Raw genomic sequence first — 24,956 nt, forward strand, 5'->3', positions numbered from 1 at the left:
CCCGGATTGCATCCGGGCCACGGGCATAACCACAAGATTCAGCTGTACCACTGACTGCCGCCCACCAATACCAATAATCAAGCATCGGGGAGTCGTTCCATGTTCAAGAATCTCAGCCAGCATTTCGGTCAGGACGGCCTGGCCCCAACCGACAAGGCCCATCGCAGCCTCGGCCTCGGTGGCACCATCGCCCTGTGGCTGGGCGCCAACGTGGTGGTCACCACCATCCTTACCGGCATGCTGCTGGTGCCGGATCTGAAATTCACCCAGGCCATGCTCATCGTGCTGATCGGTTCGGGCATCGGCATCTTGCCGCTGGTGCTGGTCGGCCTGATGGGCCAGCGCAGCGGCCTCACCACCATGGTGCTGGCACGCGGCAGCTACGGCTCGCGCGGCGCCAAGCTGCCGTCGCTGGTCAACCTACTGACATTGCTGGCCTGGAGCTGGATCCAGGCGCTGCTGGCCGGCATGAGCCTGAACTACGCAGTAGAGCACCTGACCGGGTACTCCAACCTGCCGCTGTTCACCATCCTCTGCGAATCCCTGGTGCTGCTGATCGCCCTGCGCGGCCATCTGGGCATCGAGAAGGTCGAGCGCTGGGCGGCCATCGGCATGCTCCTGCTGGCCGGCGCGGTGTTCTACGTGATGGGGCAGAAGTTCGAATTCGCCAGTCTGTTGGCCATGCCCACCGAACCACGCAACCAGATCACCCCCGGCATCGCCTTCGATATCGTCATCGCCACCGCCTTCTCCTGGATTCCACTGGCCGCCGACTACAACCGCAACTGCCGCAGCCAGGGCGTCGCGGGGGTCGGCACCTGGATTGGCTATGTCGCCGCCACTCTTTTGGCCATGGGTCTGGGCGCCACGGTTTCGGGCTTCTCGGTACTGACCGGCATGGAGCAGACCTACGACCCGGCCGTGCTGCTGGCGGGCTTCGGCTTCGGTCTGCCGGCGGCCATCGTGGTGTTCCTCTCGGTGATGACCACCAACGTCATGTGCGTGTACAGCGCTTCGCTGTCGTACCTCAACATCAGCCCGAAGACCCCGTTCTGGAAGCCCGCCCTGTGCATCGGCGTGCTGTCGATCCTCGGCTCGCAGATCCCCGGCATCCTCGACAATTTCCAGAGTTTTCTACTGGTGATCGGCAGCGTGTTCATCCCGGCCTTCGCCGTGCTGATCGCCGACTATTTCCTGATTCACAAGGGCCAGTACGCGGTGGACGAACTGCTCAGCGAGGATGGTGGTCGTTACCGTTACCTGAATGGTTTCAACCCGGCCGCTTTCATCGCCTACGGCCTGGGCGCCGTGCTGGCTTACTACTGGGGCTGGGTCTCGCCGCTGACCTGGGGCGCCTCGCTGCCAGTATTTCTGATCACCGCAGCCAGCTATGCGGTACTACGCCGCTGGGTGCTGGTGCCACGGGCGCAGCTGGCGTAGCGTGACGACCATTGTCGCGGGTTGTACCCGCCCTACCCGCCACACGAACCTGTGGGGCGCGTACACCCGCCAATGAGGTGAGTTCCTGTCATGAAAATCGTCAGCCGAGACCGCTGGTTCGAGGTCGAGCACCGCCACGACGGCATCTGCCTGATCCACGAACCCTACGTGCGTCCCTTCTATCGCTGCAACATGTGGCATGTGCAGGGGCGCGAGCATGACGTGCTGATCGACTCAGGCTCCGGGCTGGTCAGCCTGCGCGAGCAACTGCCCTGGCTGACCGACAGGCCGCTGCTGGCGGTGGCCAGCCACTGCCACTTCGACCATATCGCCGGCCATCACGAATTCGACGAGCGCCTGGTGCACCCGGCCGAGGCCGATATCCTCGCCGCGCCGGACGGTGCCAACACCCTGGCCACTGATTTCGTCGGCGACGACATGTTCGAGGCGCACCCGGATTGCCCGCTGTGCTACGCCGAATATCGCGTAAGAGCGGCACCGGCCACGCGCCTGATCGAGGATGGTGACGTACTGGATCTGGGTAATCGGGTATTGCAGGTGCTGCACACGCCCGGTCATTCACCGGGTGGCATCAGCCTGTGGGAAGCGAGTACGCAGACGCTGTTTTCCGGCGACATCCTCTACGACGGGCCGCTGATCGAGGACGCCTACCATTCGAATGTTGAGGATTACGCGCTAAGCCTGGCGCGCCTGCGCGAACTGCCCGTACGCAGCGTGCACGGCGGGCATTTCGCGAGTTTCTCGGGAGAGCGGATGCGCGAGCTGATAGACGCCTGGTTCGACGCCCATCGGCTCACCTGATGAGTTTCAGCGACGCTGACGCGCTTCGCGGCGCAGGCGTTGCTGCTCGGCCTCGCTGATACGAATTGGCTGAGGTTGCGGGACCAGGCCAAGGGCCTGCAGCACGGCTTGCAGTTGTTCTTGCAGCTTGGCGAGCATGGGTACGACCTCCTGCCAAGTAAAGGGAAAAGCCAGTGGCTCACCTATCAGATTAGGCCGGGCAAAACGAATTTCAACCGGGCGCCGTCAAATTACCGGACTCTTGCGCCGATAGGGGAACACGTCGATCACCTTGCCTGCGCGGATCGCCTCCTGCAACTGTTTCCAGTAGTCGGCGTCATAGAGGTTGCCGTGCAGCTGGCTGAACAGCCGGCGCTGCTTGATATCGGCGAACAAGAACGGCGGGAACTCCTCGGGGAATACGTCATTGGGCGCGACCGAGTACCAGGGTTCGGCGCTCATCTCGTCCTCGGGGAAACGCGGCGGCGGGATGCGCCGGAAATTCACCTCGGTGAGAAAGCAGATCTCGTCGTAGTCGTAGAACACCACGCGGCCATGGCGGGTAACGCCGAAGTTTTTCAGCAGCATGTCCCCGGGGAAGATATTGGCCGCGGCCAGTTGCTTGATGGCCAGGCCGTAGTCATCCAGCGCCTCATGCACCTGCGCCTCGTTGGCACTTTCCAGATAGAGGTTGAGTGGCGTCATGCGCCGCTCGGTCCAGCAATGGCGCACCAGCACGGTGTCGCCCTCCACCACCACGGTCGAGGGCGCCACCTCCAGCAGTTCGGCCAGGCACTCGGGCTCGAACTTGGCCTTGGGGAAGCGGAAATCGGCGAACTCCTGGGTATCGGCCATGCGCCCTACGCGGTCGACGCTTTTCACCAGCCGGTACTTCTCGATCACCGTGTTGCGATCCACCGTCTTGGCGTGGGCGAAACGGTCCTTGATAATCTTGAACACGGTGTTGAAACCCGGCAGGGTGAACACGCTCATGACCATGCCGCGCACACCCGGCGCCATGATGAAGCGATCGTCGGTGCTGGCCAGGTGGCCGATCAGCGAGCGGTAGAACTCGCTCTTGCCGTGCTTGTAGAAACCGATCGAGGTGTACAGCTCGGCGATGTGCTTGCCCGGCAGGATGCGCTTGAGAAATCCGATGAACTCGGCCGGGATGGCCACGTCCACCATGAAATAGCTGCGGGTGAAGGAGAAGATGATCGACACCTCCGCCTCGTCGGTAATCGCCGCGTCGGCCTGGATGCCCTGCCCTTCACGGTGCAGCAGCGGAATCGCCAGCGGCCATTGCTCCTCGCGGTTGTAGATACGCCCGATCAGGTAGGCGCCCTTGTTGCGATACAGCACCGAGGAGAAGAGTTCGATGCACAGCTGCGGATCCTTGCACACCCAGTCCGGCAGGCTGGCACGCAACTGCTCTTCGAGACGCTGCAGGTCACGCGGCAGATCCTCGTAGGATGCGTCGAAACGGTAGTCGTCGAAGATCGCCTGCAGTGCCGAGTGCAACTCTGCGGCCGGGCGATAGCTGCGCGTTTGCGCCGCGCCGGGCTGGTTGCGCAAGGACGGTCGCGTGGTGTGGATGAACATGCAGCCATCGCTGATCTGGTCGTGGCTGAACAGGCTGCAGAAGATCGAGTTGAACCAGGTTTCCGCCAGCTCGTCGTCGAAACGCAGGTCGATCAGAGCGATGTAGGCACTTTTGACCAGCGGCCACTGCCCCACGTCCAGCAACAAAGCATCGAAGCCCTGCAGCAGGCGCTCGCGGGTTTGCGCGACCTGTTCCTCGTACAGGTTGATGCGCGCCGCCGAGGCCTGCTGCGCCTCCTGCCATTGCGCCTGCTCGAAGCGCACGCGGGCGCCATCGGTGATCTGGCGAAAGTGCTCGCGGTAGTCATCGAAGCCCTCGAGGATTAGCTGAGCGATCTTGCCAGCCGGCCAGTGCTGTCCCATTACCCATGCCTCGTCCGCCATGATCAGCCGAGCTTAGCCGACAACGCAGGTCTGGATGCAACCGGGGTTCGCCAGTCGCGGCTAAAGCCCCTACCACGCGCTCCTGCGGCAACGCCCTGCGCAGACATTCAAAAGCGCAATGCGGATTGCCAGAACCCCATCGAGCGGCAACACTCTGCGCCCCACCCTGCCGGATGTTTCACCTTGCGCACCGCCGACCTGCTCCGCCTGCTACTGCTTGCCGCCATCTGGGGCGCCAGCTTCCTGTTCATGCGCGTTGCCGCGCCCGTGCTGGGCAGCATGCCGACCGCCTTCTTCCGCGCCAGCTTCGGCGTGCTGGGCTTGCTCGCGCTGCTTTTGCTGCTGCGCTGCGATTGGGACTTTCGCGGCAAACTGCGTATCTGCATGGGCTTGGGCGTGATCAATGCCGGTCTGCCCTCGGCCATGTACTGCCTGGCGGCGTTGATCCTGCCGGCCGGTTATTCGGCAATCTTCAACGCCACCACGCCGTTGATGGGCGTTTTGATCGGTGCGCTGTTTTTTCATGAGGGCATCACCCCAAGCAAGGCGGCGGGCGTGTTCCTGGGTTTGCTCGGGGTGGCTGTGCTGACCCGCACCGGCCCGGTGGCCTTCGACATGCAACTGCTGCTCGGCGCGGGTGCCTGCCTGGTGGCCACCACCTGCTACGGCTTCGCCGGCTTTCTCACCCGGCGCTGGATCGGCCAGCAGGGTGGCCTGGACAACCGCCTGACCGCCTTCGCCAGCCTGGCGGGTGCCAGCCTGTTCCTGCTGCCGCTATTTGCCGGCAGCCTGGTGCTGCAACCACCAGCAAGCTGGGGCGGTATCGAAGTGTGGCTGTCTCTGGCGGGTCTCGGCCTGGTCTGCACGGCGTTCGCCTACGTGCTGTACTTTCGTCTGCTGGCCGATATCGGGCCGATCAAGGCCAGCACCACCACCTTCCTCATCCCGCCGTTCGGCGTGCTTTGGGGCGCGCTGCTGCTGGACGAGCCGCTGAGCTGGGACTACCTGCCCGGCTGCGTGCTGATCGCCCTGGCGCTGTGGCTGGTAGTCAGGCCAAGCGTGAACAGAACGTAGCCCGGGTGTACTCCGGGAGACAGGGACGTAGGGTGGATCGCGCGTTATCGATCCACCAAAGCGGTGGATGTGAAAAGCAACATCCACCCTACGCCTGTAACCGCCTTACTGCTGCAGCTCCTGTTCGGTGAACATATCGCTGAACAGCATGCTCGACAGGTAGCGCTCACCAGAATCCGGCAGGATCACCACGATGGTCTTGCCCTGCATTTCCGGCTTCTCCGCCAGACGCACCGCCGCCATCATCGCCGCACCACAGGAAATCCCGCAGAGGATGCCTTCCTCGCGCATCAGGCGCAGAGCCATGGACTTGGCATCGTCATCATTGACCAGTTCGACCTGATCGACCATCGCCAGGTCGAGGTTCTTCGGCACGAAACCGGCGCCAATGCCCTGGATCTTGTGCGGCGCCGGTTTGACCTCGTCACCGGCCAGGGTCTGGCTGATCACCGGCGAGCCCACCGGCTCCACCGCAACCGAGAGGATCGGCTTGCCCTGGGTCTGTTTGATGTAGCGCGAGATACCAGTGATGGTGCCGCCTGTACCGACACCGGCGACCAGCACGTCGATGGCGCCGTCAGTGTCGCGCCAGATTTCCGGGCCGGTGGTCTTTTCATGGATGGCCGGGTTGGCCGGGTTCTCGAACTGCTGCGGCAGGTAGTAGTCCGGGTTGGCGGCGACCAGCTCATTGGCTTTCTCGATCGCGCCCTTCATGCCCTTGGCCGGCTCGGTCAGCACCAGTTCGGCGCCGAGGGCCTTGAGCACCTTGCGTCGCTCCAGGCTCATGGAAGCCGGCATGGTCAGCACCAGCTTGTAGCCACGCGCAGCGGCGACGAAGGCCAGGCCGATGCCGGTGTTGCCGGAGGTCGGCTCGACGATGGTCATGCCCGGCTTGAGCATACCGCGCTCCTCGGCATCCCAGATCATGTTGGCGCCGATGCGGCATTTGACCGAATACGCCGGGTTACGCCCTTCGATCTTGGCCAGGATGGTCACGCCTTTCGGGCCCAGACGGTTGATCATCACCAGCGGCGTATTGCCGATGGCCTGGGCGTTGTCTGCGAAGATACGACTCATGATGGAAGTCCTTGCGGGCAGGAAAAACCCCAAGCCTATGCCGCCGCCCGCTGGCCGTCCAGCCGGCAGACCGAAAGCTGGGTGACACGCCATTCAGTGACTGAATACCGTGTCTGCGTTCACAGCCACCTGAGCGGCGCGTTATAGTCGCGCTCTGAATTTGTGCAGCGGGCCGGCCCGCGCTATCGCTCCGAGGATTTTCCGATGAAGTTCGAAGGTACCCAGTCCTACGTCGCCACCGACGACCTCAAGCTCGCGGTCAACGCCGCCATCACCCTGCAGCGCCCGTTGCTGGTCAAGGGTGAGCCGGGCACCGGCAAGACCATGCTCGCCGAGCAACTGTCTGAGGCCTTCGGCGCCAAGCTGATCACCTGGCACATCAAATCCACCACCAAGGCGCACCAGGGCCTCTACGAGTACGATGCGGTCAGCCGCCTGCGCGACTCGCAGCTCGATTCCGACAAGGTTCACGACGTTCGCAACTACATCAAGAAAGGCAAGCTGTGGGAGGCGTTCGAGTCCGACGAGCGCGTGATCCTCTTGATCGACGAGATCGACAAGGCCGACATCGAATTCCCCAACGACCTGTTGCAGGAACTCGACAAGATGGAGTTCTACGTTTACGAGACCGATGAGACGATCAAGGCCAAGCAGCGCCCGATCATCATCATCACCTCGAACAACGAGAAAGAACTGCCGGACGCCTTCCTGCGCCGCTGCTTCTTCCACTACATCGCCTTCCCCGATCGCGACACCCTGAAGAAGATCGTCGACGTGCACTACCCCAACATCAGCGGCGAGCTGGTGGCCGAGGCGTTGGACGTGTTCTTCGACGTGCGCAAGGTGCCGGGCCTGAAGAAGAAGCCCTCGACCAGCGAACTGGTGGACTGGCTCAAGCTGCTGATGGCCGACAATATCGGCGAAGCCGTGCTGCGCGAACGCGACCCGACCAAGGCCATCCCGCCGCTGGCCGGTGCTCTGGTGAAGAACGAGCAGGATGTGCAGTTGCTCGAGCGCCTGGCCTTCATGACCCGCCGCGCCTCTCGGTAGACATCGGGCGGCTGCGCGTCGGCCAGGCGGCGTTGAGAGCAGGCTCGCAATGCTCATGTACAAAAGTACACTGCGCTTGCTCGCCTGCTCTCGCCTTGCCTGACTCTAGCTCGCTCGCCCTTGCTCTGGTGCGGGCAGTGGCCACAGGCAGTCACAGACTTTCATGAGGGCATAGCATGCTGCTCAACCTGTTCAACGAAATGCGCGCGGCCAAGGTGCCGGTGTCGGTGCGCGAGTTGCTCGACCTGATCAACGCGCTCAAGCACAACGTCGTGTTCGCCGACATGGACGAGTTCTATTACCTGGCGCGCGCGATCCTGGTCAAAGACGAACGTCACTTCGACAAGTTCGACCGTGCCTTCGGCGCCTACTTCAAGGGCCTGGAAAACCTCAACGAACACATCGAGGCGATGATCCCCGAGGAGTGGCTGCGCAAGGAATTCGAGCGCCTGCTCAGCGATGAAGAGAAAGCGCAGATCCAGAACCTGGGCGGCCTCGACAAGCTGATCGAGGAGTTCAAGAAACGCCTTGAGGAGCAGAAGGAAAAACACGCCGGCGGCAACAAATGGATCGGCACCGGCGGCACCAGCCCGTTCGGCTCCGGCGGCTACAACCCCGAAGGCATCCGTGTCGGCGATGCCGGCAAGCGCCAGGGCAAGGCCGCCAAGGTGTGGGATCAGCGCGAGTACAAGAACCTCGACGATCAGGTCGAACTGGGCACGCGCAACATCAAGGTGGCGCTGCGCCGCCTGCGCAAATTCGCCCGCCAGGGCGCAGCTGAAGAGCTCGATCTGGACGGCACCATCGACCACACCGCCAAAGACGGCGGACTGCTCAATATCCAGATGCGTCCGGAGCGGCGCAACACGGTCAAGCTCCTGCTGCTGCTGGACATCGGCGGCTCGATGGACGCCCACGTCAAGGTCTGCGAGGAGCTGTTCTCGGCCTGCAAGACCGAGTTCAAGCATCTGGAATACTTCTACTTCCACAACTTCATCTACGAGAGCGTGTGGAAGAACAACATGCGCCGCACCAGCGAACGCACCTCGACCCTGGACCTGCTGCACAAGTACGGCGCCGACTACAAGGTGGTGTTCGTCGGCGACGCGGCCATGGCGCCCTACGAGATCACCCAGGCCGGCGGCAGCGTCGAGCACTGGAACGAGGAAGCCGGTTACGTCTGGATGAAGCGCTTCACCGAGAAGTTCAAGAAGATCATCTGGATCAACCCCTACCCCAAGGACACCTGGAACTACACCGCCTCCACCGGCCTGGTACGCGAACTGATCGAAGATCGCATGTACCCGCTGACCCTGCAGGGCCTGGAAGACGGCATGAAGTACCTGTCCAAGTAAGCCCGCCGCCACGAAAAACGCCGCGAACCCTGCAGAGGATTCGCGGCGTTTCTGTAGCCCGGATGCAATCCGGGAAATCTCGAGTTTCCCCCGGATTGCATCCGGGCTACGCGTACAAACTCAACGCTTGTCGGCGTCGTCCGGCTTGTTCAGATCCATCACGGTCTGCGCAGGCGTCTGCACCGGTTCTTCCGGCTTGCTCTCGGCAGCCGCTGCTACAGGCGCGGCCGGAGCACTGGCTTGTTCGCTCACGTCTTCCTTCTTACGCAGGCCCAGGCGCTTGCCCAGCCAGCCGAACAGCAACACCGGAACGATCCAGAACTTCTTCAACAGCACCAGCAGCATGGCCAGCAGACCGGTCTTGGCGGCCACCTTGCCGGCCACCAGCGCGCCCAGGCCGTAGGCCGCCACGGTGTCCAGATCCGGGTTGAACTCGGCATAGCGCTGGCCCGGGTTGAACTCGGTCGCTGCCAGCACGGCCGGCACGTTGGCTTCGATTTCTGCCAGTTGATCCATATTGGCGACGAAGTTCAGCACCAGCACGCCCTTACGGCCCAGCACGCGGATGTTGTAGTTCAGGGTGTTGGCCTCGCTGTCGCCGAACTTCAGCTCCTTGGCCCAGTACAGTTTCTTGCCTTGCGCATCGTAATGCGGCTCGGCAGCCCAGCCGACCAGTTGCACGGCCTCGTAGCCGTTCTCTTCACGCCAGGTGTTGGCCTCGCGCATATCGGACTGCATGTCCTTGAGCATGTCGCTGTAGTCGATGTCGGCCGCGTCCTCATCGGACACGTAGCCGCTGTCTTCATACTCGACGGTCACACCCCAGGATTCGTCGGCCAGCGGCGATACGCCGGCGGGCAGGATCATGCCCAGCGGAGGAACGTCATCCGGCGGGTTGCCCCAGCCGTCGACCAGCAGGCGCTGGGCATTCTCACCGTCGAGAAAGACCAGCGAATCGGGCAGATTGAGGGTGGCCAGATCATTACCCAGGACCACGCGGCCGCTCTGGAACTGCAGGCTGGCAACGAATTCTTCAGGGCTTATGTACTGCGCCGACTCGTCGCTCTCGCTGACTTCCTCGCTGACCGCAGCGCTGTCAGGCTCGGTCTCGGGGTTGGCGTATGCAGCACAGGTGAATGGCAGGACAGCAGCCAGCGCGGCTGCCAGGATCGAATCCTTGATCGACATGGAAACTCCAATGACACGAGAGAGGGATAAATGTAACGCCGTATTACATTATCACGAGCGGCCTCGTACCCAGGCGAACCAGTGCTCTTTTTTGTGGCCTGCCATCCCTGGCGGCCACCCTTCGGGCCCGCGCGAAAAAACGCTCCCGGCGTTTTTTTGTGGCCTGCCCATCCGTGCGGCCACCTCGGCTTACGCAAAACCGACGGTCATTCTATTCAGCGCCAGTGGCGTTGCTGGGCACGCGTGGTCCGCCCTGCCCCGAACATCAAGCCGAACATGAGCACCAGCAGCTCAGCCAACCAGGCCAACAGCAAGGCGCTGATCACGCCCCAGAGAATTGCATCCGGGGTGAACAGCACCTGGTATCGGTAAGCCTGCAGGGTTTCCTCGAACAGCTCATGATCCGCTGCGGTCGCCAGGTGCCAGGCTTGGGTGTACCAGGGTCCCTGCATGGCCTGCCATTCGCGTTCGAGCAAGGCCGAGCGCTGCACCAGGTGCCCGACGCTCGCGGCATCGCTGCGCATCACCGGGTCGTCGCTGACACGGTAGTGCGCCACCAGCGCGTCCATATCGCCCTTGAAGAACTTCTGTGCGGTTTCCTGAAAACCCTTGAGACTCTGCTGCGACTCCAGGCGATGAGCCTCGACGCGCTTGGCGTAGTCATCGATGAAACCCGGCACCTGTACGCCGAGCAACAGGCCGAAAGCGAACAGTGTCAGACGCAGGTAGCTTCTAAGCATGGGTCAGGCCTTGCCGTGAGTGATGCATTCGCCGCGGCGCCACAGGCGCCATTCGCCGGGCTGGTACAGCGCCCATTGTTCGTTATCGGTCAAAGGTTCGGTAGCGATCACCGTCACCACGTCGTTGGGCGTGGTTTCTGACTGGAAATCCACCTTCAGGTCGGCATCGCGTAGTTGCGCGGGGCCGAACGGCGCGCGCCGGGTGATATGCGCCAGCTTGGTCGAGCAGAAGCTGAACAGCCAGTCGCCGTCGCTGAGCAGGCAGTTGAACACACCGAGCTGACGATAGCTGGAACAGGCCGCCACCAGCACCGGCAGAAGCATTTCCACCGATACCGGCTCGGGGAAGGCACGGCGCACGCGGTTGAGCAGGTCGCAGAACGCCGCCTCGCTGTCGGTCTCGCCTATCGGCCGATAGAAGCTGCGGGAGCCTTCCAGGCCGGTCAGCTGGCCGTTATGTGCGAAGCACCAGTTACGCCCCCACAGCTCGCGGCTGAACGGATGAGTGTTGGCCAGACAGACCTTGCCGACGTTGGCCTGACGGATATGACCGATCACCACTTCGCTCTTGATCGGGTAGCGCTGTACCAGCTGCGCCACCTCGGATTCGCTGCTCGCCCGCGGGTCCTGGAACAGACGCAGGCCGCGCCCCTCATAGAAACCGATGCCCCAGCCATCGCGATGCGGACCGGTACGGCCACCGCGCTGCATCAGTCCGGTGAAACTGAACACGATGTCTGTGGGTACATTGGCGCTCATGCCGAGCAATTCGCACATCGAATCAATTCTCCTTGCCGAGAGTCAGGCGCAAACGATCGGCTTCATCTTGCAGACGCGCGTCGATTCGCTTGCGGCCCATTGGCAGAAAACGCACCAGCAATCGCCAGAGCAGCGCCGGCAGGTCACCCGGCCGGCGCGGAATCAGGTGTAGATGAAAATGAGGCAGGTGCTGATTGGCATCCGGACCATCGTTGATCAGCAGGTTGATGCCGTTCTTACCAAAGCCCGCCTCGCGCAGCGCTGCAGCGATACGCTCGGACAGTGACAGCAGGTGCTCACGCGCCGAAGCCGGCAAATCATGCAGAAATGGCGCATGCAGGCGGCTGACGATCAACACATGGGCCGGACGCATCGGAAAGATATCCAGCAGCACGATGAAATCATCGTCCTCGAACAGGCGATGAGCGGGTAGCCGTTGCTCGGCAATGGCACAGAACACGCAATCCATCGAGCCTCCCTTGCACAAGGCCATCATGCTGAACGCACGGGCTAGCAGGCGCAAGGGGGCAAATCAGATACGCGGCTCCATACGGCCGCTGCGATCATGCCCGTAGTCGCGGATCGGCAGTTCGTCGTCTTCTTCCATACGCTCGCGCAGCGTGCGCGGGTCTTCGTCGGGCTCGACTGCGTGCTCCTGCTTGCGGCCCTTCCACCAACGCTCGATGGGCCAGCGCACGGCGACGAACAGCAGATAGACGGCCAGCGCGATCAGGCTGTAGAGCGCCAGATCGGCGACCGCGCGCCAGGCGTTGTTGCCGACCTTGAGCAATACGTCCATGGCAGTGATCGCCAGCGCCGGCGCGAACAGCTCGCGCGTCGGATCGACGATGGTCGGGCTGAACAGCAGCACGGCCACCAGCACGGCGAGCGGCTCGCGCAGGTAGCGCCACATCCAGCTGGTCAGGCGCATCCACACCAACAGGCAACCCAGGGCAGCAATCCCGTAGGCCGCCCAGGCCAGGAGGTAGTCGTTTTCATTCATCATAAGCAGGCGCCGGCGTGGCAGGTCTGGCAAAGGGGCGCTTATGATAGCGGCTTTTGCCCGATGCGGCGCCCCTGCCGTCGCCCTCTCGTTCTCTGGAGCCACGCCATGCCCTCTGCCCCCATCGCCCGCCAGGAAGCCGGCAACGATCCCTATCACTGGCTGGAAAACCGCGATAGCGATGAGGTCCTGGCCCATCTGCAGGCAGAGAACGCCTACCTGGAGGGCGTGCTGCAACCGCAGCAGGCGCTACGCGAGCAGTTGTTCGAGGAGATCAAGGGGCGCATTCGCGAGACCGACCTGTCGCTGCCCACGCCCTGGGGGGATTACCTCTACTACCAGCGCACCACGGCTGGCGACGAATACCCGCGCCATTATCGCTGCCGGCGCCCGGCCGATGGTTCGCTGGCGGTCGATGCGGCCAGCGAAGTGCTGCTGCTCGACCCCAACGCACTGGCCGGCGGTGGTTTTCTTTCCGTCGGCGCCTTCAGCATCAGTCCCGACCAGCAGCGTCTGGCCTACAGCCTCGATAGCAGTGGCGACGAAATCTACCGCCTGTTCGTCAAGGAACTGGACAGCGGTGAGATCAGCGAACTGCCGTTCGACGACTGCGACGGCAGCATGACCTGGGCAAACGACAGCCAAACGCTGTTCTTCACCGAACTGGATGAAACCCATCGCCCCTACAAACTCCATCGCCACCGCCTGGGCGACGCCGCTGCCGAGGTCGTGTTCGAAGAGGCCGATGGCCGTTTCTTCCTGCACTGCTACCGTTCCAGCTCCGAGCGCCAGCTGATCCTGCAACTGGGCAGCAAGACCACCAGCGAGGTCTGGGTACTCGACGCGCAGCAGCCGCAGGGCGAATTCAGCTGCCTGGCAACGCGTGAGGAAGGCCATGAGTACGATGTCGATCACGGCATGCTCGACGGTCAGTGGTGCTGGCTGATCCGCAGCAACCAGAGCGGCATCAACTTCGCGCTGTACCGCGCCGCCGAGCAACAGGCGCAACGCCCACACTGGCAGCAGATTCGTGCTCACGACCCGCAAGTGATGCTCGAAGGCGCCACGCTGAACCAGCACGCCCTCACCCTTGCCCTGCGTGAAGGCGGCCAGCCGATCCTCGAAGTGCAGCCGCAGGGCCTGGCGCCCTACCGCGTGCAACTGCCGGATGCGGCCTACAGCCTCTACGTGCAGGACAGCCTGGAATTCCACAGCCCGGTGATCCGCCTGCGCTACGAAGCGCTGAACCGTCCCGCGCAAGTGCGCCAGCTGGAACTGGCCACGGGCACGCAGCAGGTTCTCAAGCAGACGCCGGTGGAAGGCCCGTTCGATGCCGATGCCTACGAGAGCCGCCGCCTCTGGGCCAGCGCTGCCGACGGGACGCAGGTACCGATCAGCCTGGTGGCGCGCCGCGAGGTATTCGCCGCTGGCAAGCCGGCGCCGCTCTATCTCTATGGTTATGGCGCCTACGGCGAGAGCCTCGACCCCTGGTTTTCCCATGCCCGCCTGAGCCTGCTGGAACGCGGTTTCGTCTTCGCCATTGCCCACGTACGTGGCGGCGGTGAGATGGGTGAAGCCTGGTACCGTGCCGGCAAGCTGGAGCACAAACAGAACACCTTCGACGATTTCATCGCCTGCGCCGAGTGCCTGATCGCCGAGGGCCTGACCACCGCCTCGCAACTGGCGATCAGCGGCGGCAGTGCCGGTGGCCTGCTGATCGGCGCCGTACTCAATCAACGCCCCGAGCTGTTCGCAGCAGCCATCGCCGAGGTGCCTTTCGTCGACGTCCTCAACACCATGCTCAACCCCGACCTGCCGCTGACCGTGACCGAGTACGACGAATGGGGCGACCCGAATCAGCCCGAGGTATTCGAGCGCATCAAGGCCTATGCGCCTTACGAAAACGTGCGCGCCCAGGCCTATCCGGCGATCCTTGCTGTCGCCGGTTACAACGACAGTCGGGTGCAGTATTGGGAAGCGGCGAAGTGGGTGGCCAAGTTGCGCCGCGACAGGAGCGACGACAACCTGCTGCTACTCAAGACCGACCTCGGCGCCGGCCACGGTGGCATGAGTGGGCGTTATCAGGGCATCAAGGATGTGGCGCTGGAGTACGCGTTCATCTTGCGCGTGCTCGCATAACGTATCCGTAGGAGCGGTTGGGCGGCATTCCGCTTTAGCCGCGATGCTTGGGGAATCGCGGCTGAAGCCGCTCCTACAGTCGATCAGTCAGCCTTGCGCTGCCCGTCCAGCCCCTGGCTGTTACGGCGCAGCTGCTCATCGAGTTGCGGAATCGGCTGATCGCCAGTGGATTTTGGTGCAGTCCCGGGGAGCGTCTGCCCCTGGGGCGGCGGCAAGAGGGGCGCCGATCCCTGGCGCTTGATCGTATTGGGCGTGGAAGGCTGACTGTAAGGCTGTGGGGTCGCAGTGCCCGGCGCACCCGCGCCAGGGGCAGACGGCATGCGCGGCGGTTCCTGAGCCCAGGCCAGGCCGCCAAGGCCGGAGGCCAGAATCATCACGGCGAACAGTGGGAAGCGCATGACAGTTCTCCTGTGCAGCTGGCTTTCGTTCTATTCTGGCAACATATCCAGCCAAGCGTTCACCTCTCGATAACAGGTTCTGCCATGAGCACCAACAACCGTTACTACCTGTCCGCCCAGGCCGAAGAAGGCTACCGGCAGAAAGCACTGAAAATGTACCCCCACGTCTGTGGCCGCTGCGCCCGCGAGTTCTCTGGCAAGCGCCTGAGCGAACTGACCGTGCATCACCGCGACCACAACCACCACAACAACCCGGCCGATGGTTCCAACTGGGAACTGCTGTGCCTGTTCTGTCACGACAACGAACATTCGCGCTACACCGATCAGCAGTACTTCGCCGAAGGCTCCACTGCCAGCCCGCAGTCTGCCAAATCGACCTACAAGGCCTTTGGCGATCTGGCCAGCCTGCTGAAAAAGGACTAGCAGGCAGTGAGCACCGTATAATCGGCGCTTTTGCGAGTACCACCGTGGCCAACAAGAGATACGCCTGCATCGGCCTGTTCAATCCGAAGTCGCCGGAAAATGTCGGCTCCATCATGCGCGCGGCAGGCTGCTATGGCGTCAGTTCGGTGTTCTACACCGGAACCCGCTACGACCGCGCCAAGGATTTCATCACCGACACCAAGAAGGTTCACCAGGATATCCCGCTGATCAACATCGACGATCTGCGCAAGATCCTGCCGCTGGGCTGCACGCCGGTCGCGGTTGAGCTGGTCGATGATGCCCGCGCCCTGCCCGCCTATACCCACCCCGACCGGGCGCTGTACATCTTCGGCCCGGAGGACGGCTCCCTGCAGCAGGAGATTCTCGACTGGTGTGGCGCTGAAGTGGTGTACATCCCCACACAGGGCTGCATGAACCTGGCTGCCACGGTCAATGTGGTGCTCTACGACCGCCTGGCCAAGGGCAACAACACCCGCTCCGGCCCCTTGTTCTGACTCGAACCAGACAGGGGCCAGAGCGGTGACGCTCAGCGCAGCAAACGCGTATCCAGCGTCTTCGACGGGCCACCGATGACGTTCTCGGTGATGTCGATGAAGTCCTTGGTGCTGACCTTGTCCAGGCGCATCAGCCCACGGGTGACGTCATCGAGCGACAGGTTGCCCTTGTCCTTGGTCTTCTGCCGGATCTCCCGATCCAGCTCCTGCAACAGCAGCACGGCACGCGCCGTCACCGGGCCACTGGCGTTGTCGGTGCGCAGGCTGTTGACCGGCTTGCTCCAGCGAATCAGCTGTTCGCGGATCTTCTGATAGCGATCCTCGCTGATGCCGCCGGCACGGCGCACCAGCTCGATGGCGTAGTACTCGGCCAGGCCTTCGGCGATCCAGTCGCTGCGCTCACGGCCATAGATGCGGCCGAACACGTGCACCAGTTCGTGCACCAGAGAACTGGTGCCGTTTTCGCTGACCAGCGGGCGGTCGGCATGCATGAAGTAGGAATTGGCCGCCGACAGGCCGCCGCGCCACATCGGGTCGCCAGCGCCAACGATCAGCAGCTTGTCCGGATCGCGCGGGAACACCTGCTGAATCTGCGGCCAGACGAAGGTCAGGAAGGTCATGATGTCCATGCGCCGCACGCCCTCGCCAATCGGCGCGGAGATGGCGACTTCGGTGTCCCCCAGGCGCGTGCGACGAGTGCCGAGCTTGCCGGCGAGCATCCAGCCGGTCGGGCGGTCGAACTTGCGCTCCGGGTTGTCGATACGGAAACGATTCTTGCCGATGCGCGGCCAGCCGGTCTCCACGCTCTTCCAGCCCTTGGGCAGATCGAACTGCAGGCGTGCCACCAGATCGGTCTTGTCCTTCTGATCGAGCTTGGCCGCAGGCACCAGGTCGTCACCACGAAACAGCGCCCAGTCCTGGGTCATCCTGGCATCGTAGCGCCCCGGCTTGCGCTGGTGGTCGATCAGCACACGGTAGCTCAGCACGCTCTTGCCATCACCCGGCTGCCACTTGCCGCGCCCGGCCTGCTCCTGCGACCACTGGCCGTCAGCCTTGAAGTCGCTGAAACGGCCATCCTCACCGAGGTTGAAGTCGAGGCTGCGCACGCGCTCGCCCTCCTCCAGGGTGATGCTGACCTCAGCCTGGTTGCTCTCCGGCAAGAAGCGTATGCGGTAATCCAGATCGACCTTATGCGTGGCGGCGAAGGCCGGCAGACTCAGAAGCAGCAATGACGAGTACAACGGCAAGCGAAGGGACATCGAGCGAAACTCCTGATGCGGAACGTGGCGGCATATGACAGCTGCGCCACCGGGCAAATTCCATGGACAGGCAGCAGATTTGCCACGAAGCCGCGCGGTAATCAACCCGCGCGGAAAATCAGATGATCTTCCCAGTCGTCTTCGGCGACGCTGTTCTCACTGAGCATACGTCCTGATTGGGAAATACGCTCGGCATGCACCGCATCCGGGTCGCCGCAGACCAGGTGATGCCAGTGCGGCAGGTCCTTGCCCTCGCTGACCAGACGATAGCCGCAGGTCGGCGGCAACCACTGGAACTGATCGGCCTGCGCTGGTGTGAGCTGAATGCAGTCGGGCACATGCTTGACCCGGTTGGGGTAGTCGCTGCAACGGCAGGTTTGCAGGTCCAGCAGCTTGCAGGCGATGCGCGTGTAGTAGACCGCGCCGTCGTCTTCGTCTTCGAGTTTCTGCAGGCAGCACAGACCGCAGCCGTCGCACAGCGACTCCCACTCGCGCTGATCGAGCTGGGCAAGCGTCTTGCGTTTCCAGAAGGGTTGGAGGTCGGCAGCCATGGCAGCAGTATGGGGCTCGGGCGCAAAGCGCAGCAGTCTAGCGTGGGCAGCACACCGGGCCAAGTTGCGCTGGCCCGACGCCATCAGTAACCGCGGGCGAAATCCACCTCGCCGCGTAACGGCGCGCCAGCTTGCCAGCGCGCCAGGTTTTCGATGAACAGCTCGCTCATCAGCAGCGGGTCGGTGGGCGCCGAGCTGTGACCGGTGAGCAACAACCGGGGCGCCGTCCAGAATGCATGCCCAGGCGGCAGAGGCTCTTCACGGCACACGTCGATGACGGCGGCGGCCAGCTGGTTCTGCTCCAGCGCGGCCACCAGGTCGGCGTCGACCACGGCAACGCCGCGACCAGCATTGATCAGCACGGCCTGCGGGCGCAAGCGGGCGAACAGCCGGGCATCGTACAGATCGCGCGTGGCCGGCGTATCCGGCAGCAGGTTGACCACGTAATCGGCCCAGGCGACCAGATGCGGCAGCTGATCCATGGCCGCAACCTCGACAAAAGGCGCCTGCTCACGAGCCTGACTGGCAATGCCGCGCAGCTCCACGCCAAAGGGCTGGAGAAAATCGGCCACGGCCTGGCCGATATCGCCGCAACCGACCACCAGCACGCGGCGCCCGCGCAGGCTGCGCGGCTGGCTGTGATCCCAATGCTGCTCGACCTGAGCCGCCAGACGGGCGAACAGGCGGCGCTCATGGGCCAGCAGGTGAGCCAGCACGTATTCGGCCATCACCTGTCCGAAGATGCCAACCGCGCGGGTCAGGCGGTAATCGCGCGGCAGGTCTGCCGCCAGCAACGGCGTGATACCGGCCCAGGTCGATTGCAACCACTGCGGGCGCACTCCTTCGCGCAGCAAGGGCGCAAGCAGATCGGGCTGGCCCAGCCACAGCTCGCAGTCGCCGGCTAGCGCACGCAGCTGTTCGAGCTGCGCACCGACCACCACTTGCAGTTCGGGACAGGCGCTACGGATACGCTCGGAGTAGCGCGCGTGGTCATGTTCGGCGATCAGCAGGCGCATCGGTCACACCGGATCGTTACGGCGCAGCAGTTCGTCGGGCAGGTGCTCGATGTACTCCTCCTCGGGCGGCGGCATCTGCAGGTGATAACCCTGCTTCTCGAGGTTCTCCAGCACCTGGGCGATGTCCTCGCGGGCCAGCTGACGTTCGGGACTGAGCACCAGATCGAAGGCATGCGCAGGCGGACCGAAGACGCTGAGCAGCCCTTCGGGTACGCGCGCCAGGGCTTCGGCCTTGAGCACGTAGAGGTACATCTCGTTCTTGCGCGGACTCTTGTAGATGGAACAGATGCGTTTCACGCGGATTCTCCTTCGGCGGCCAGACAATCCAACAGAGCCTGGCCCATCAGCTCCCGGCGCCAGCCGCGCAGGGATTCAGGCAATTGGTACGGACCATTGGGGAAGCCGGTTTTCAGCAAGGCTTCCAGGGTCTTCTTGCGCAACATCAGCTCGGGCACGATATCCAGGCGCTCGCCCTCGCGCTGGCCGACGGCGCGCAGTTTCTTCAGCAACGCCGAGGCTTCGACCGGCAACGGCTCGGGCAGGGCTTCGGGCCACTGTTCGGGCGGCAATGCGGCCGCCTCGCGAATCAGCTCCAGCAGCGTTTCACCGTCCTGACGCACGGTTTTCGGGTGCATGTCCTCGATACGCGCCAATGCCACCAGGTTATCGGGCTGGGTGCGCGCCAGCGGCCACAGCGAATGTTCGCGCAGCACGCGATTGCGTGGCTGGTTGCGCGCCCGCGCCTCACGCTCGCGCCAGGCGCACAGCGCGCGCAGCACGGCCTGCTGCTGACGCGACAGCTTCCATGCCAGCTTGGCCTCGCGCCAGGCATCTTCAGGGGCGACTTCACGGTTCAGATTGGCCACCAGTTCGGCACCGTCCTGCTGGATCCATTCGACCTTCTGTGGCGCCAGGCGCGCGGTCAGGGCGCGATACACCTCGACCAGGTGCAGGACGTCCTCGGCGGCATAGCGCACCTGCAGGTCGGACAACGGCCGCTGCAACCAATCGGAGCGGGTCTCGCCCTTGGGCAGTTCGATGTCGAGCAGCGCCTGCACCAGGCGCGAATAGCCCATGGAGAAACCGAGATTGAGGTAACCCGCGGCCAGTTGCGTATCGAACAGCGGCGCCGGCAGGCTGCCAGTCAGGCGCAGGAAGACCTCCAGGTCTTCACTGCACGAATGCAGCACCTTGACCACGCCCGGCGCTTCGAGCAATGCGGCGAACGGCCGCCAGTCGCTGATGCGCAGCGGGTCGATCAGGTAGGCGCCGTCGCCGCCGCTGACCTGCAACAACCCGGCGATGGGATAGAAGGTGTCGACGCGCATGAACTCGGTGTCCAGCGCGACGAAGGGCAGCGCCTGCCAGGCAGCGCAATGCTCGGCCAGGCTGGCGTCGTCGAGAATCCAGTGAATGTCGTTAGCCACGCGGCTCTCCCGTCTTGAATGCCGCGCAGTATATATGCCCAGGCCATCGCACGGGGCGGCAGCCTGCCGCCGATCAGCGGAACTGTGTAATCTGTGCCGCGCGCCACCTCCGACACGGAAGAACAACAATGCTGAAGAAACTGCTTGCCCTGCTCGTCATGCTGCTGGCCGCAGCGGCCAGTTATCTGGCCCTGAGCCCCAGCCCGATCGATCCACTGCCCTGGGACGCCGCCCCCGCCCCGGCGCTGACGGGCGTGCTGGAGCCCAACGACACGCTGATGAAGGCCGAGCTGCTGGCCCGCGGCCAGGTCCATGGCCCGGAAGACACTGCAGTCGACAGCCAGGGCCGGGTCTATGCCGGCCTGCATGACGGGCGCATCGTGCGCGTGCTGCACGACGACAGCCTGGAAACCTTCGCCGATACCGGCGGCCGCCCACTGGGCATGGACTTCGACGCCAGTGGCAACCTGATCGTCGCCGATGCCTACAAGGGCCTGCTCAGCATCGACCCGCAGGGCACCATCAAGGTACTGACCACCGAGGCTGATGGCCTGCGCTTCGCCTTCACCGATGATCTGGACATCGCCAGCGACGGCACCATCTACTTCAGCGACGCCTCCTCGCGCTTCGAACAGCCGGACTACCTGCTCGACCTGCTCGAGGCTCGCCCTCACGGGCGCCTGCTCAGCTACGATCCGGCAAGCGGCGAGACCCACGTTTTGCTCAATGACCTGTACTTCGCCAACGGCGTGGCGCTGTCGGCGAACGAGGACTTCGTACTGGTCAACGAGACCTATCGCTATCGCATCACCCGTTACTGGCTCAAGGGCGACAAGGCCGGCCAGCACGACATTTTCATCGACAACCTGCCCGGCCTGCCGGACAACCTGCAAGGCGACCGCAAGGGCACCTTCTGGGTCGCCCTGCCGAGCCCTCGCAAGGCCGATGCCGATTTCCTCCACCGCCACCCCTGGCTCAAGTCGCAACTGGCCAAGCTGCCGCGCGCCCTGTGGCCGAAGGCGATCCCCTATGGCTTCGCCATCGCCCTCAACGAGCAAGGCGAGATCGTCCGCAGCCTGCATGACACCAGCGGCACGCACCTGCGCATGATCACCTCGGTCAAGCCGGTGGGCGACTACCTGTATTTCGGCAGCCTGGATAACGATCGAATCGGCAAACTGCAGATTCACTGAGCCAGCAAGCGGCCCGGGTCATTCTGGCCTGGGCCGCCGGCTCAGACCTTCTGGGCGATCCAGATGGTGTGCCGCGTGCCCCGATTGCCGTGGGCATAGACCTGCACCGCCTCCCCCTTGAAACCGGCCTTGCGTACTTTCTCGGAAAAGGCGCGGTCGGCGCTCGACGACCACACCGCCAACATCCCCTTGGGCCTTAGCGCTTTGGCGCACTGGCGCAGGCCGTCCATGCTGTACAGCCAGTCATTACCCTTCTGCGTCAGGCCTTCGGGGCCGTTGTCGACATCCAGCATGATCGCGTCATAGCGCTGCTCGGCCGCCTGCAGCACCTTGGCAACGTCCTCCTGAATGATCAGCGTGCGCGGGTCGCTCAGGGGATGGCCCGACTTCGCACCCAGTGGGCCACGGTTCCACTCGACCACGCCTGGCACCAGCTCGGCCACCGCAACCTCGGCATCAGCACCCAGGTGCTGCAGCGCTGACGCCAGGGTAAACCCCATGCCCAGGCCGCCGATCAATACCCGCACCTGTGGCCGACTCGCGATCTGCTTGCAGGGAATCGCGGCCAGGGCATCTTCCGAGCCGTGCATGCGCGTGTTCATCAGTTGCCCGCCATCACCGCCAGCAATCTTGATGACGAAGTCGTCACCGTACTCGAACAGATTGAGCGCGCCATCCGTACCAGGGATTGCAGCGGTGTCGAGCAAGACGAAACGTTTCATGCAGACCAAGACCTATGTAGCGAGCGACGGGGCGGGCAGCATGCCTGAATCACGCACGCAACACAGCCCCGCCAGAAACGACGAGGCCCCGCGTTCACACGCGGGGCCCCGAGTCTACTGCGATAGGCTCAGACCACGCCTTGCGCCAGCATGGCATCGGCGACCTTGACGAAGCCGGCGATGTTGGCGCCCTTGACGTAGTTGATGCGGCCATTCTCCTCACCATGGTGGACACAGGCATGGTGGATGTTCTGCATGATGCCATGCAGGCGTTCATCCACTTCACCGGCGCTCCAGTGCAGGCGCATGGCGTTCTGGCTCATTTCCAGACCGCTGGTGGCCACGCCACCGGCGTTGGAGGCCTTGCCCGGCGCGTAGCAGATGCCGGCTTCGACGAACAGGTCCACCGCCTCCAGGGTCGAGGGCATATTGGCGCCCTCGGCCACACAGATGCAGCCGCTCTTCAGCAGCGCACGGGCATCCTCGCCGTCCAGCTCGTTCTGCGTCGCGCACGGCAGCGCGATATCGCACCGCAGGCCCCAGGGCCGCTGCCCCGCCAGGAACTGCAGACCATAGTGCTCGGCCATCTCGCGCAGGCGGCCGCGACGCACGTTCTTCAGGTCCATCAGATAATGCCATTGCTCAGCGCTCAGGCCGCCCTCGGCATACAGCGTGCCCTCGGAATCGGACAGCGAGATGACCCGGCCACCCAGATCCATGACCTTCTGCGCAGCGAACTGAGCAACGTTGCCGGAACCGGAGATCGCCACGCGCTTGTCCTCGAAGCCCTGGCCGACGCACTTGAGCATTTCCTGGGCGAAGTACACGCAGCCGTAACCAGTGGCCTCCGGGCGAATCAGGCTGCCGCCGTAGCTCAGCCCTTTGCCGGTCAGTACCGAGGTGAACTGGTTGGACAGCCGCTTGTACTGGCCGAACAGGTAGCCGATCTCACGGCCGCCGACGCCAATGTCACCGGCCGGCACGTCCAGATCAGCACCGATATGACGATACAGCTCGCTCATGAACGACTGGCAGAAGCGCATCACCTCGCCTTCGCTCTTGCCCTTGGGATCGAAGTCCGCCCCCCCTTTACCGCCGCCCATGGGCAGCGAAGTCAGGGAGTTCTTGAACACCTGTTCGAAGGCGAGAAACTTGAGCACACCCAGGTTCACCGAAGGGTGGAAACGCAGACCGCCCTTGTACGGGCCGATGGCACTGCTCATCTGAATGCGGTAGCCGCGGTTGACCTGCACCTGACCATGATCATCGACCCAAGGCACGCGAAACAGAATGGCCCGCTCCGGCTCGACCATACGCTCGAGAATGCCGGCATCGCGGTAACGCGGGTTGGCTTCAAGGAAGGGCCACAGGCTGCGTACCACCTCTTCCACCGCCTGGTGGAACTCGGGCTGGTCGGGGTCGCGCTGCTTCAGGCGTGACAGGAAAGAATCGACGGACAACGACATGCGGCACCTCGACACCACAAAAACAAAGTGGCCGGCACTCTATCAGGCAGCAAAGCACCAAAACAGATCAAAATGTCGCCTTGATGAAACTTTTCAGTGCATTAATCCAAAATCACCTGATAAAGCCCTTTATAGACGCATCGCAACGCCACAAATTAGCACCAAAATGAACCATAAACGCACCTTTATTTATCGGACCGATGTCTGGCGCTCAGCAGAAGGGAGTACGGCAAGGCTCGCGCTTGGCCAAGCGAGGCTTCGATCCCGCCGTGACGAAGCGCCTCCCTCGCGAAAGATCACTCGGCTGACAAGGCGCTATGATGCGAGCAAACCTTGCTACGACACAGGAGGCACCATGCCACTCGCTCAACTGATCAGCACGGAACAACTTCAACAACGTCTAGGCCAGAACGACCTGCTGGTACTGGACTGCCGCTTCGCCCTCGAAGACCCGCCGTATGGACGCCGCAGCTACCTCGATGGGCATATCCCGGGCGCGCACTTTCTCGACCTGGACCAGGACCTGTCCGCTCCGGCGGTCAAAGGCGTGACCGGTCGCCACCCGTTACCGGACCCGAGCGCACTGATCGAACGCCTGCGCAGCTGTGGTCTGCGCGCAGACAGCCAGGTGGTGCTGTATGACGACGGTCCCGGCGCCTTCGCAGCTCGCGCCTGGTGGCTGCTGATCTGGCTGGGCAAGCGCGATGGCCTGTACCTGCTCGATGGTGGCCTGAAAGCCTGGCGTGAATCCGGCCAGGAACTGACCACCACCCCACCGAGCAACCCACCCGGTGACTTTGCTGCCCAACCCGACAGCAGCCTGGTGCTGACGACCGAACAACTGGCCCAGCGCCTGGGCAACCCGGCCATGACCTTGCTCGATGCGCGGGCTCTGCCCCGCTTTCGCGGCGAGGTCGAACCACTCGACCCGGTCGCCGGACACATTCCCGGTGCCCAGTGCGCCGTGTTCACCGACAACCTGGGGGCCAACGGCCGCTTCCTGTCAGCACAAGCGCTACGCCAGCGCTTCGACACACTGCGCGGTGAGCGGCCGCTGGAAAACCTGGTGGCCTACTGCGGCTCCGGCGTCACCGCCTGCCACAATCTGTTCGCCATGAGCCTTGCCGGCTATCCGCTGGCGCCGCTCTATGCCGGCTCCTGGAGCGAATGGATCACCGACCCCTCACGTCCAACTGCCACCGGTGATTGACCGGTGGCTCTAAGCACCAATCGAAATATGGGCAATAACTCAAATCCGGAATCAATTTAAAAACAGCCCTTTACGATTGAAATATCGCACTAGACTTGAAAATGAGCGGCTAACCCCGCTCCCGGTGGAGCCTTTATCGAAGAATCCAGACCGTTGAAAGCCGT

At 63.4% G+C, this 24,956-nt stretch carries 26 protein-coding genes; 10 read left to right on the plus strand and 16 right to left on the minus strand.

Annotation, left to right across the window (positions count from 1 at the left end; translation table 11 throughout):
• Positions 1 to 99: 99 nt before the first annotated feature.
• Together PCLY_RS12540 and PCLY_RS12545 are read left to right on the plus strand one after the other, a co-directional pair.
• Positions 100 to 1,440, plus strand: coding sequence for a purine-cytosine permease family protein (locus tag PCLY_RS12540; protein ID WP_061239808.1), 1,341 nt, complete (start codon positions 100 to 102; stop codon positions 1,438 to 1,440).
• 90 nt (positions 1,441 to 1,530) lie between these two features.
• Positions 1,531 to 2,262 carry an MBL fold metallo-hydrolase gene (locus PCLY_RS12545; RefSeq protein ID WP_061239811.1) on the plus strand — a complete coding sequence of 244 codons (732 nt, stop codon included), beginning with the start codon at positions 1,531 to 1,533 and terminating at the stop codon, positions 2,260 to 2,262.
• Positions 2,263 to 2,268: 6 nt separating this feature from the next.
• Here the strand turns inward: PCLY_RS12545 and PCLY_RS25310 are convergent, their stop codons facing one another.
• Together PCLY_RS25310 and aceK are read right to left on the minus strand one after the other, a co-directional pair.
• On the minus strand, positions 2,269 to 2,400 hold the full coding sequence (locus tag PCLY_RS25310) for a PA1414 family protein (RefSeq protein WP_269451536.1): 132 nt from the start codon (positions 2,398 to 2,400) through the stop codon (positions 2,269 to 2,271).
• Positions 2,401 to 2,487: 87 nt separating this feature from the next.
• Positions 2,488 to 4,206: a bifunctional isocitrate dehydrogenase kinase/phosphatase gene (gene aceK, locus PCLY_RS12550; protein WP_061239813.1), complete on the minus strand. Its 1,719-nt coding sequence runs from the start codon at positions 4,204 to 4,206 to the stop codon at positions 2,488 to 2,490.
• 204 nt (positions 4,207 to 4,410) lie between these two features.
• On the opposite strand from aceK, the gene PCLY_RS12555 reads away from it, so the two are divergent.
• Positions 4,411 to 5,301 (plus strand): DMT family transporter, encoded by an 891-nt coding sequence (locus tag PCLY_RS12555; protein ID WP_061239816.1) that lies wholly within the window; start codon positions 4,411 to 4,413, stop codon positions 5,299 to 5,301.
• A gap of 105 nt (positions 5,302 to 5,406) precedes the next feature.
• Here the strand turns inward: PCLY_RS12555 and cysK are convergent, their stop codons facing one another.
• Positions 5,407 to 6,378, minus strand: coding sequence for a cysteine synthase A (cysK, locus tag PCLY_RS12560; RefSeq protein ID WP_061239819.1), 972 nt, complete (start codon positions 6,376 to 6,378; stop codon positions 5,407 to 5,409).
• A gap of 204 nt (positions 6,379 to 6,582) precedes the next feature.
• On the opposite strand from cysK, the gene PCLY_RS12565 reads away from it, so the two are divergent.
• Together PCLY_RS12565 and PCLY_RS12570 are read left to right on the plus strand one after the other, a co-directional pair.
• Complete coding sequence (locus PCLY_RS12565) at positions 6,583 to 7,428, plus strand: AAA family ATPase (protein WP_061239823.1); 846 nt, start codon at positions 6,583 to 6,585, stop codon at positions 7,426 to 7,428.
• Positions 7,429 to 7,604: 176 nt separating this feature from the next.
• Positions 7,605 to 8,783 carry a vWA domain-containing protein gene (locus PCLY_RS12570; RefSeq protein WP_061239826.1) on the plus strand — a complete coding sequence of 393 codons (1,179 nt, stop codon included), beginning with the start codon at positions 7,605 to 7,607 and terminating at the stop codon, positions 8,781 to 8,783.
• A 120-nt stretch (positions 8,784 to 8,903) separates the two neighbouring features.
• On the opposite strand, the gene PCLY_RS12575 is transcribed toward PCLY_RS12570, so the two are convergent.
• The 5 genes from PCLY_RS12575 to PCLY_RS12595 form a co-directional block, all read right to left on the minus strand.
• Positions 8,904 to 9,971: a DUF2167 domain-containing protein gene (locus tag PCLY_RS12575; RefSeq protein WP_061239828.1), complete on the minus strand. Its 1,068-nt coding sequence runs from the start codon at positions 9,969 to 9,971 to the stop codon at positions 8,904 to 8,906.
• A 215-nt stretch (positions 9,972 to 10,186) separates the two neighbouring features.
• A complete protein-coding gene (locus PCLY_RS12580) occupies positions 10,187 to 10,711 on the minus strand; it encodes a DUF2937 family protein (RefSeq protein WP_061239831.1) in 525 nt (174 codons plus the stop codon).
• 3 nt (positions 10,712 to 10,714) lie between these two features.
• Positions 10,715 to 11,488: a class II glutamine amidotransferase gene (locus PCLY_RS12585; protein ID WP_061239834.1), complete on the minus strand. Its 774-nt coding sequence runs from the start codon at positions 11,486 to 11,488 to the stop codon at positions 10,715 to 10,717.
• 4 nt (positions 11,489 to 11,492) lie between these two features.
• The gene (locus PCLY_RS12590; RefSeq protein WP_061239837.1) at positions 11,493 to 11,939 is read right to left on the minus strand and encodes an HIT family protein; all 447 of its coding nucleotides are present in this window, start codon (positions 11,937 to 11,939) and stop codon (positions 11,493 to 11,495) included.
• Between the two features lie 63 nt (positions 11,940 to 12,002).
• Positions 12,003 to 12,476, minus strand: coding sequence for a hypothetical protein (locus PCLY_RS12595; protein ID WP_061239840.1), 474 nt, complete (start codon positions 12,474 to 12,476; stop codon positions 12,003 to 12,005).
• 105 nt (positions 12,477 to 12,581) lie between these two features.
• Here PCLY_RS12595 and PCLY_RS12600 point away from each other — a divergent pair, with 105 nt between their 5' ends.
• Positions 12,582 to 14,612: a S9 family peptidase gene (locus tag PCLY_RS12600; protein ID WP_061239843.1), complete on the plus strand. Its 2,031-nt coding sequence runs from the start codon at positions 12,582 to 12,584 to the stop codon at positions 14,610 to 14,612.
• An 83-nt stretch (positions 14,613 to 14,695) separates the two neighbouring features.
• On the opposite strand, the gene PCLY_RS12605 is transcribed toward PCLY_RS12600, so the two are convergent.
• Positions 14,696 to 15,010, minus strand: a complete 315-nt coding sequence (locus tag PCLY_RS12605; protein ID WP_061239849.1) for a hypothetical protein — start codon at positions 15,008 to 15,010, stop codon at positions 14,696 to 14,698.
• 84 nt (positions 15,011 to 15,094) lie between these two features.
• On the opposite strand from PCLY_RS12605, the gene PCLY_RS12610 reads away from it, so the two are divergent.
• Positions 15,095 to 15,433, plus strand: coding sequence for a YajD family HNH nuclease (locus PCLY_RS12610; protein ID WP_061239852.1), 339 nt, complete (start codon positions 15,095 to 15,097; stop codon positions 15,431 to 15,433).
• A gap of 44 nt (positions 15,434 to 15,477) precedes the next feature.
• Positions 15,478 to 15,948, plus strand: a complete 471-nt coding sequence (locus PCLY_RS12615) for an RNA methyltransferase (protein ID WP_037002491.1) — start codon at positions 15,478 to 15,480, stop codon at positions 15,946 to 15,948.
• Between the two features lie 32 nt (positions 15,949 to 15,980).
• Here PCLY_RS12615 and PCLY_RS12620 read toward each other — a convergent pair whose 3' ends face one another.
• From PCLY_RS12620 to rnd, 5 genes are all read right to left on the minus strand, one after another.
• Complete coding sequence (locus PCLY_RS12620; protein ID WP_061239854.1) at positions 15,981 to 17,207, minus strand: hypothetical protein; 1,227 nt, start codon at positions 17,205 to 17,207, stop codon at positions 15,981 to 15,983.
• Positions 17,208 to 17,308: 101 nt separating this feature from the next.
• Positions 17,309 to 17,758: a YcgN family cysteine cluster protein gene (locus tag PCLY_RS12625; protein WP_061239857.1), complete on the minus strand. Its 450-nt coding sequence runs from the start codon at positions 17,756 to 17,758 to the stop codon at positions 17,309 to 17,311.
• A gap of 83 nt (positions 17,759 to 17,841) precedes the next feature.
• Positions 17,842 to 18,774 carry a D-2-hydroxyacid dehydrogenase gene (locus PCLY_RS12630; RefSeq protein WP_061239860.1) on the minus strand — a complete coding sequence of 311 codons (933 nt, stop codon included), beginning with the start codon at positions 18,772 to 18,774 and terminating at the stop codon, positions 17,842 to 17,844.
• A gap of 3 nt (positions 18,775 to 18,777) precedes the next feature.
• The gene (locus PCLY_RS12635) at positions 18,778 to 19,071 is read right to left on the minus strand and encodes a YcgL domain-containing protein (RefSeq protein WP_061239862.1); all 294 of its coding nucleotides are present in this window, start codon (positions 19,069 to 19,071) and stop codon (positions 18,778 to 18,780) included.
• Positions 19,068 to 20,201, minus strand: a complete 1,134-nt coding sequence (rnd, locus tag PCLY_RS12640) for a ribonuclease D (RefSeq protein WP_061239865.1) — start codon at positions 20,199 to 20,201, stop codon at positions 19,068 to 19,070. The genes PCLY_RS12635 and rnd overlap by 4 nt, the downstream gene beginning before the upstream one ends.
• A 131-nt stretch (positions 20,202 to 20,332) precedes the next feature.
• Here rnd and PCLY_RS12645 point away from each other — a divergent pair, with 131 nt between their 5' ends.
• The gene (locus PCLY_RS12645; RefSeq protein WP_156458599.1) at positions 20,333 to 21,394 is read left to right on the plus strand and encodes an SMP-30/gluconolactonase/LRE family protein; all 1,062 of its coding nucleotides are present in this window, start codon (positions 20,333 to 20,335) and stop codon (positions 21,392 to 21,394) included.
• A 41-nt stretch (positions 21,395 to 21,435) separates the two neighbouring features.
• Here PCLY_RS12645 and PCLY_RS12650 read toward each other — a convergent pair whose 3' ends face one another.
• Together PCLY_RS12650 and gdhA are read right to left on the minus strand one after the other, a co-directional pair.
• On the minus strand, positions 21,436 to 22,116 hold the full coding sequence (locus PCLY_RS12650; protein WP_061239871.1) for a spermidine synthase: 681 nt from the start codon (positions 22,114 to 22,116) through the stop codon (positions 21,436 to 21,438).
• 128 nt (positions 22,117 to 22,244) lie between these two features.
• Entirely contained in the window at positions 22,245 to 23,582 is a 1,338-nt protein-coding gene (gdhA, locus tag PCLY_RS12655) for an NADP-specific glutamate dehydrogenase (RefSeq protein ID WP_061239873.1), read from the minus strand.
• A 355-nt stretch (positions 23,583 to 23,937) separates the two neighbouring features.
• Here gdhA and PCLY_RS12660 point away from each other — a divergent pair, with 355 nt between their 5' ends.
• Positions 23,938 to 24,792 (plus strand): sulfurtransferase, encoded by an 855-nt coding sequence (locus PCLY_RS12660; RefSeq protein WP_061239876.1) that lies wholly within the window; start codon positions 23,938 to 23,940, stop codon positions 24,790 to 24,792.
• The last annotated feature ends 164 nt before the right edge of the window (positions 24,793 to 24,956 follow it).

The sequence above is a fragment of the Ectopseudomonas composti genome, from assembly GCF_001567565.1.
In the GTDB taxonomy this organism is placed as follows: domain Bacteria; phylum Pseudomonadota; class Gammaproteobacteria; order Pseudomonadales; family Pseudomonadaceae; genus Aquipseudomonas; species Aquipseudomonas composti_A.

What these genes read in the sequence shown, in the direction of transcription:
- PCLY_RS12540 (WP_061239808.1), top strand. Translation starts at nt 100, where the DNA reads ATGTTCAAGAATCTCAGCCAGCATTTCGGTCAGGACGGCCTGGCCCCA.
- PCLY_RS12545 (WP_061239811.1), top strand. Translation starts at nt 1,531, where the DNA reads ATGAAAATCGTCAGCCGAGACCGCTGGTTCGAGGTCGAGCACCGCCAC.
- PCLY_RS25310 (WP_269451536.1), bottom strand. Translation starts at nt 2,400, where the DNA reads ATGCTCGCCAAGCTGCAAGAACAACTGCAAGCCGTGCTGCAGGCCCTT.
- aceK (WP_061239813.1), bottom strand. Translation starts at nt 4,206, where the DNA reads ATGGGACAGCACTGGCCGGCTGGCAAGATCGCTCAGCTAATCCTCGAG.
- cysK (WP_061239819.1), bottom strand. Translation starts at nt 6,378, where the DNA reads ATGAGTCGTATCTTCGCAGACAACGCCCAGGCCATCGGCAATACGCCG.
- PCLY_RS12565 (WP_061239823.1), top strand. Translation starts at nt 6,583, where the DNA reads ATGAAGTTCGAAGGTACCCAGTCCTACGTCGCCACCGACGACCTCAAG.
- PCLY_RS12570 (WP_061239826.1), top strand. Translation starts at nt 7,605, where the DNA reads ATGCTGCTCAACCTGTTCAACGAAATGCGCGCGGCCAAGGTGCCGGTG.
- PCLY_RS12575 (WP_061239828.1), bottom strand. Translation starts at nt 9,971, where the DNA reads ATGTCGATCAAGGATTCGATCCTGGCAGCCGCGCTGGCTGCTGTCCTG.
- PCLY_RS12580 (WP_061239831.1), bottom strand. Translation starts at nt 10,711, where the DNA reads ATGCTTAGAAGCTACCTGCGTCTGACACTGTTCGCTTTCGGCCTGTTG.
- PCLY_RS12585 (WP_061239834.1), bottom strand. Translation starts at nt 11,488, where the DNA reads ATGTGCGAATTGCTCGGCATGAGCGCCAATGTACCCACAGACATCGTG.
- PCLY_RS12590 (WP_061239837.1), bottom strand. Translation starts at nt 11,939, where the DNA reads ATGGATTGCGTGTTCTGTGCCATTGCCGAGCAACGGCTACCCGCTCAT.
- PCLY_RS12595 (WP_061239840.1), bottom strand. Translation starts at nt 12,476, where the DNA reads ATGATGAATGAAAACGACTACCTCCTGGCCTGGGCGGCCTACGGGATT.
- PCLY_RS12600 (WP_061239843.1), top strand. Translation starts at nt 12,582, where the DNA reads ATGCCCTCTGCCCCCATCGCCCGCCAGGAAGCCGGCAACGATCCCTAT.
- PCLY_RS12605 (WP_061239849.1), bottom strand. Translation starts at nt 15,010, where the DNA reads ATGCGCTTCCCACTGTTCGCCGTGATGATTCTGGCCTCCGGCCTTGGC.
- PCLY_RS12610 (WP_061239852.1), top strand. Translation starts at nt 15,095, where the DNA reads ATGAGCACCAACAACCGTTACTACCTGTCCGCCCAGGCCGAAGAAGGC.
- PCLY_RS12620 (WP_061239854.1), bottom strand. Translation starts at nt 17,207, where the DNA reads ATGTCCCTTCGCTTGCCGTTGTACTCGTCATTGCTGCTTCTGAGTCTG.
- PCLY_RS12625 (WP_061239857.1), bottom strand. Translation starts at nt 17,758, where the DNA reads ATGGCTGCCGACCTCCAACCCTTCTGGAAACGCAAGACGCTTGCCCAG.
- PCLY_RS12630 (WP_061239860.1), bottom strand. Translation starts at nt 18,774, where the DNA reads ATGCGCCTGCTGATCGCCGAACATGACCACGCGCGCTACTCCGAGCGT.
- PCLY_RS12650 (WP_061239871.1), bottom strand. Translation starts at nt 22,116, where the DNA reads ATGAAACGTTTCGTCTTGCTCGACACCGCTGCAATCCCTGGTACGGAT.
- gdhA (WP_061239873.1), bottom strand. Translation starts at nt 23,582, where the DNA reads ATGTCGTTGTCCGTCGATTCTTTCCTGTCACGCCTGAAGCAGCGCGAC.
- PCLY_RS12660 (WP_061239876.1), top strand. Translation starts at nt 23,938, where the DNA reads ATGCCACTCGCTCAACTGATCAGCACGGAACAACTTCAACAACGTCTA.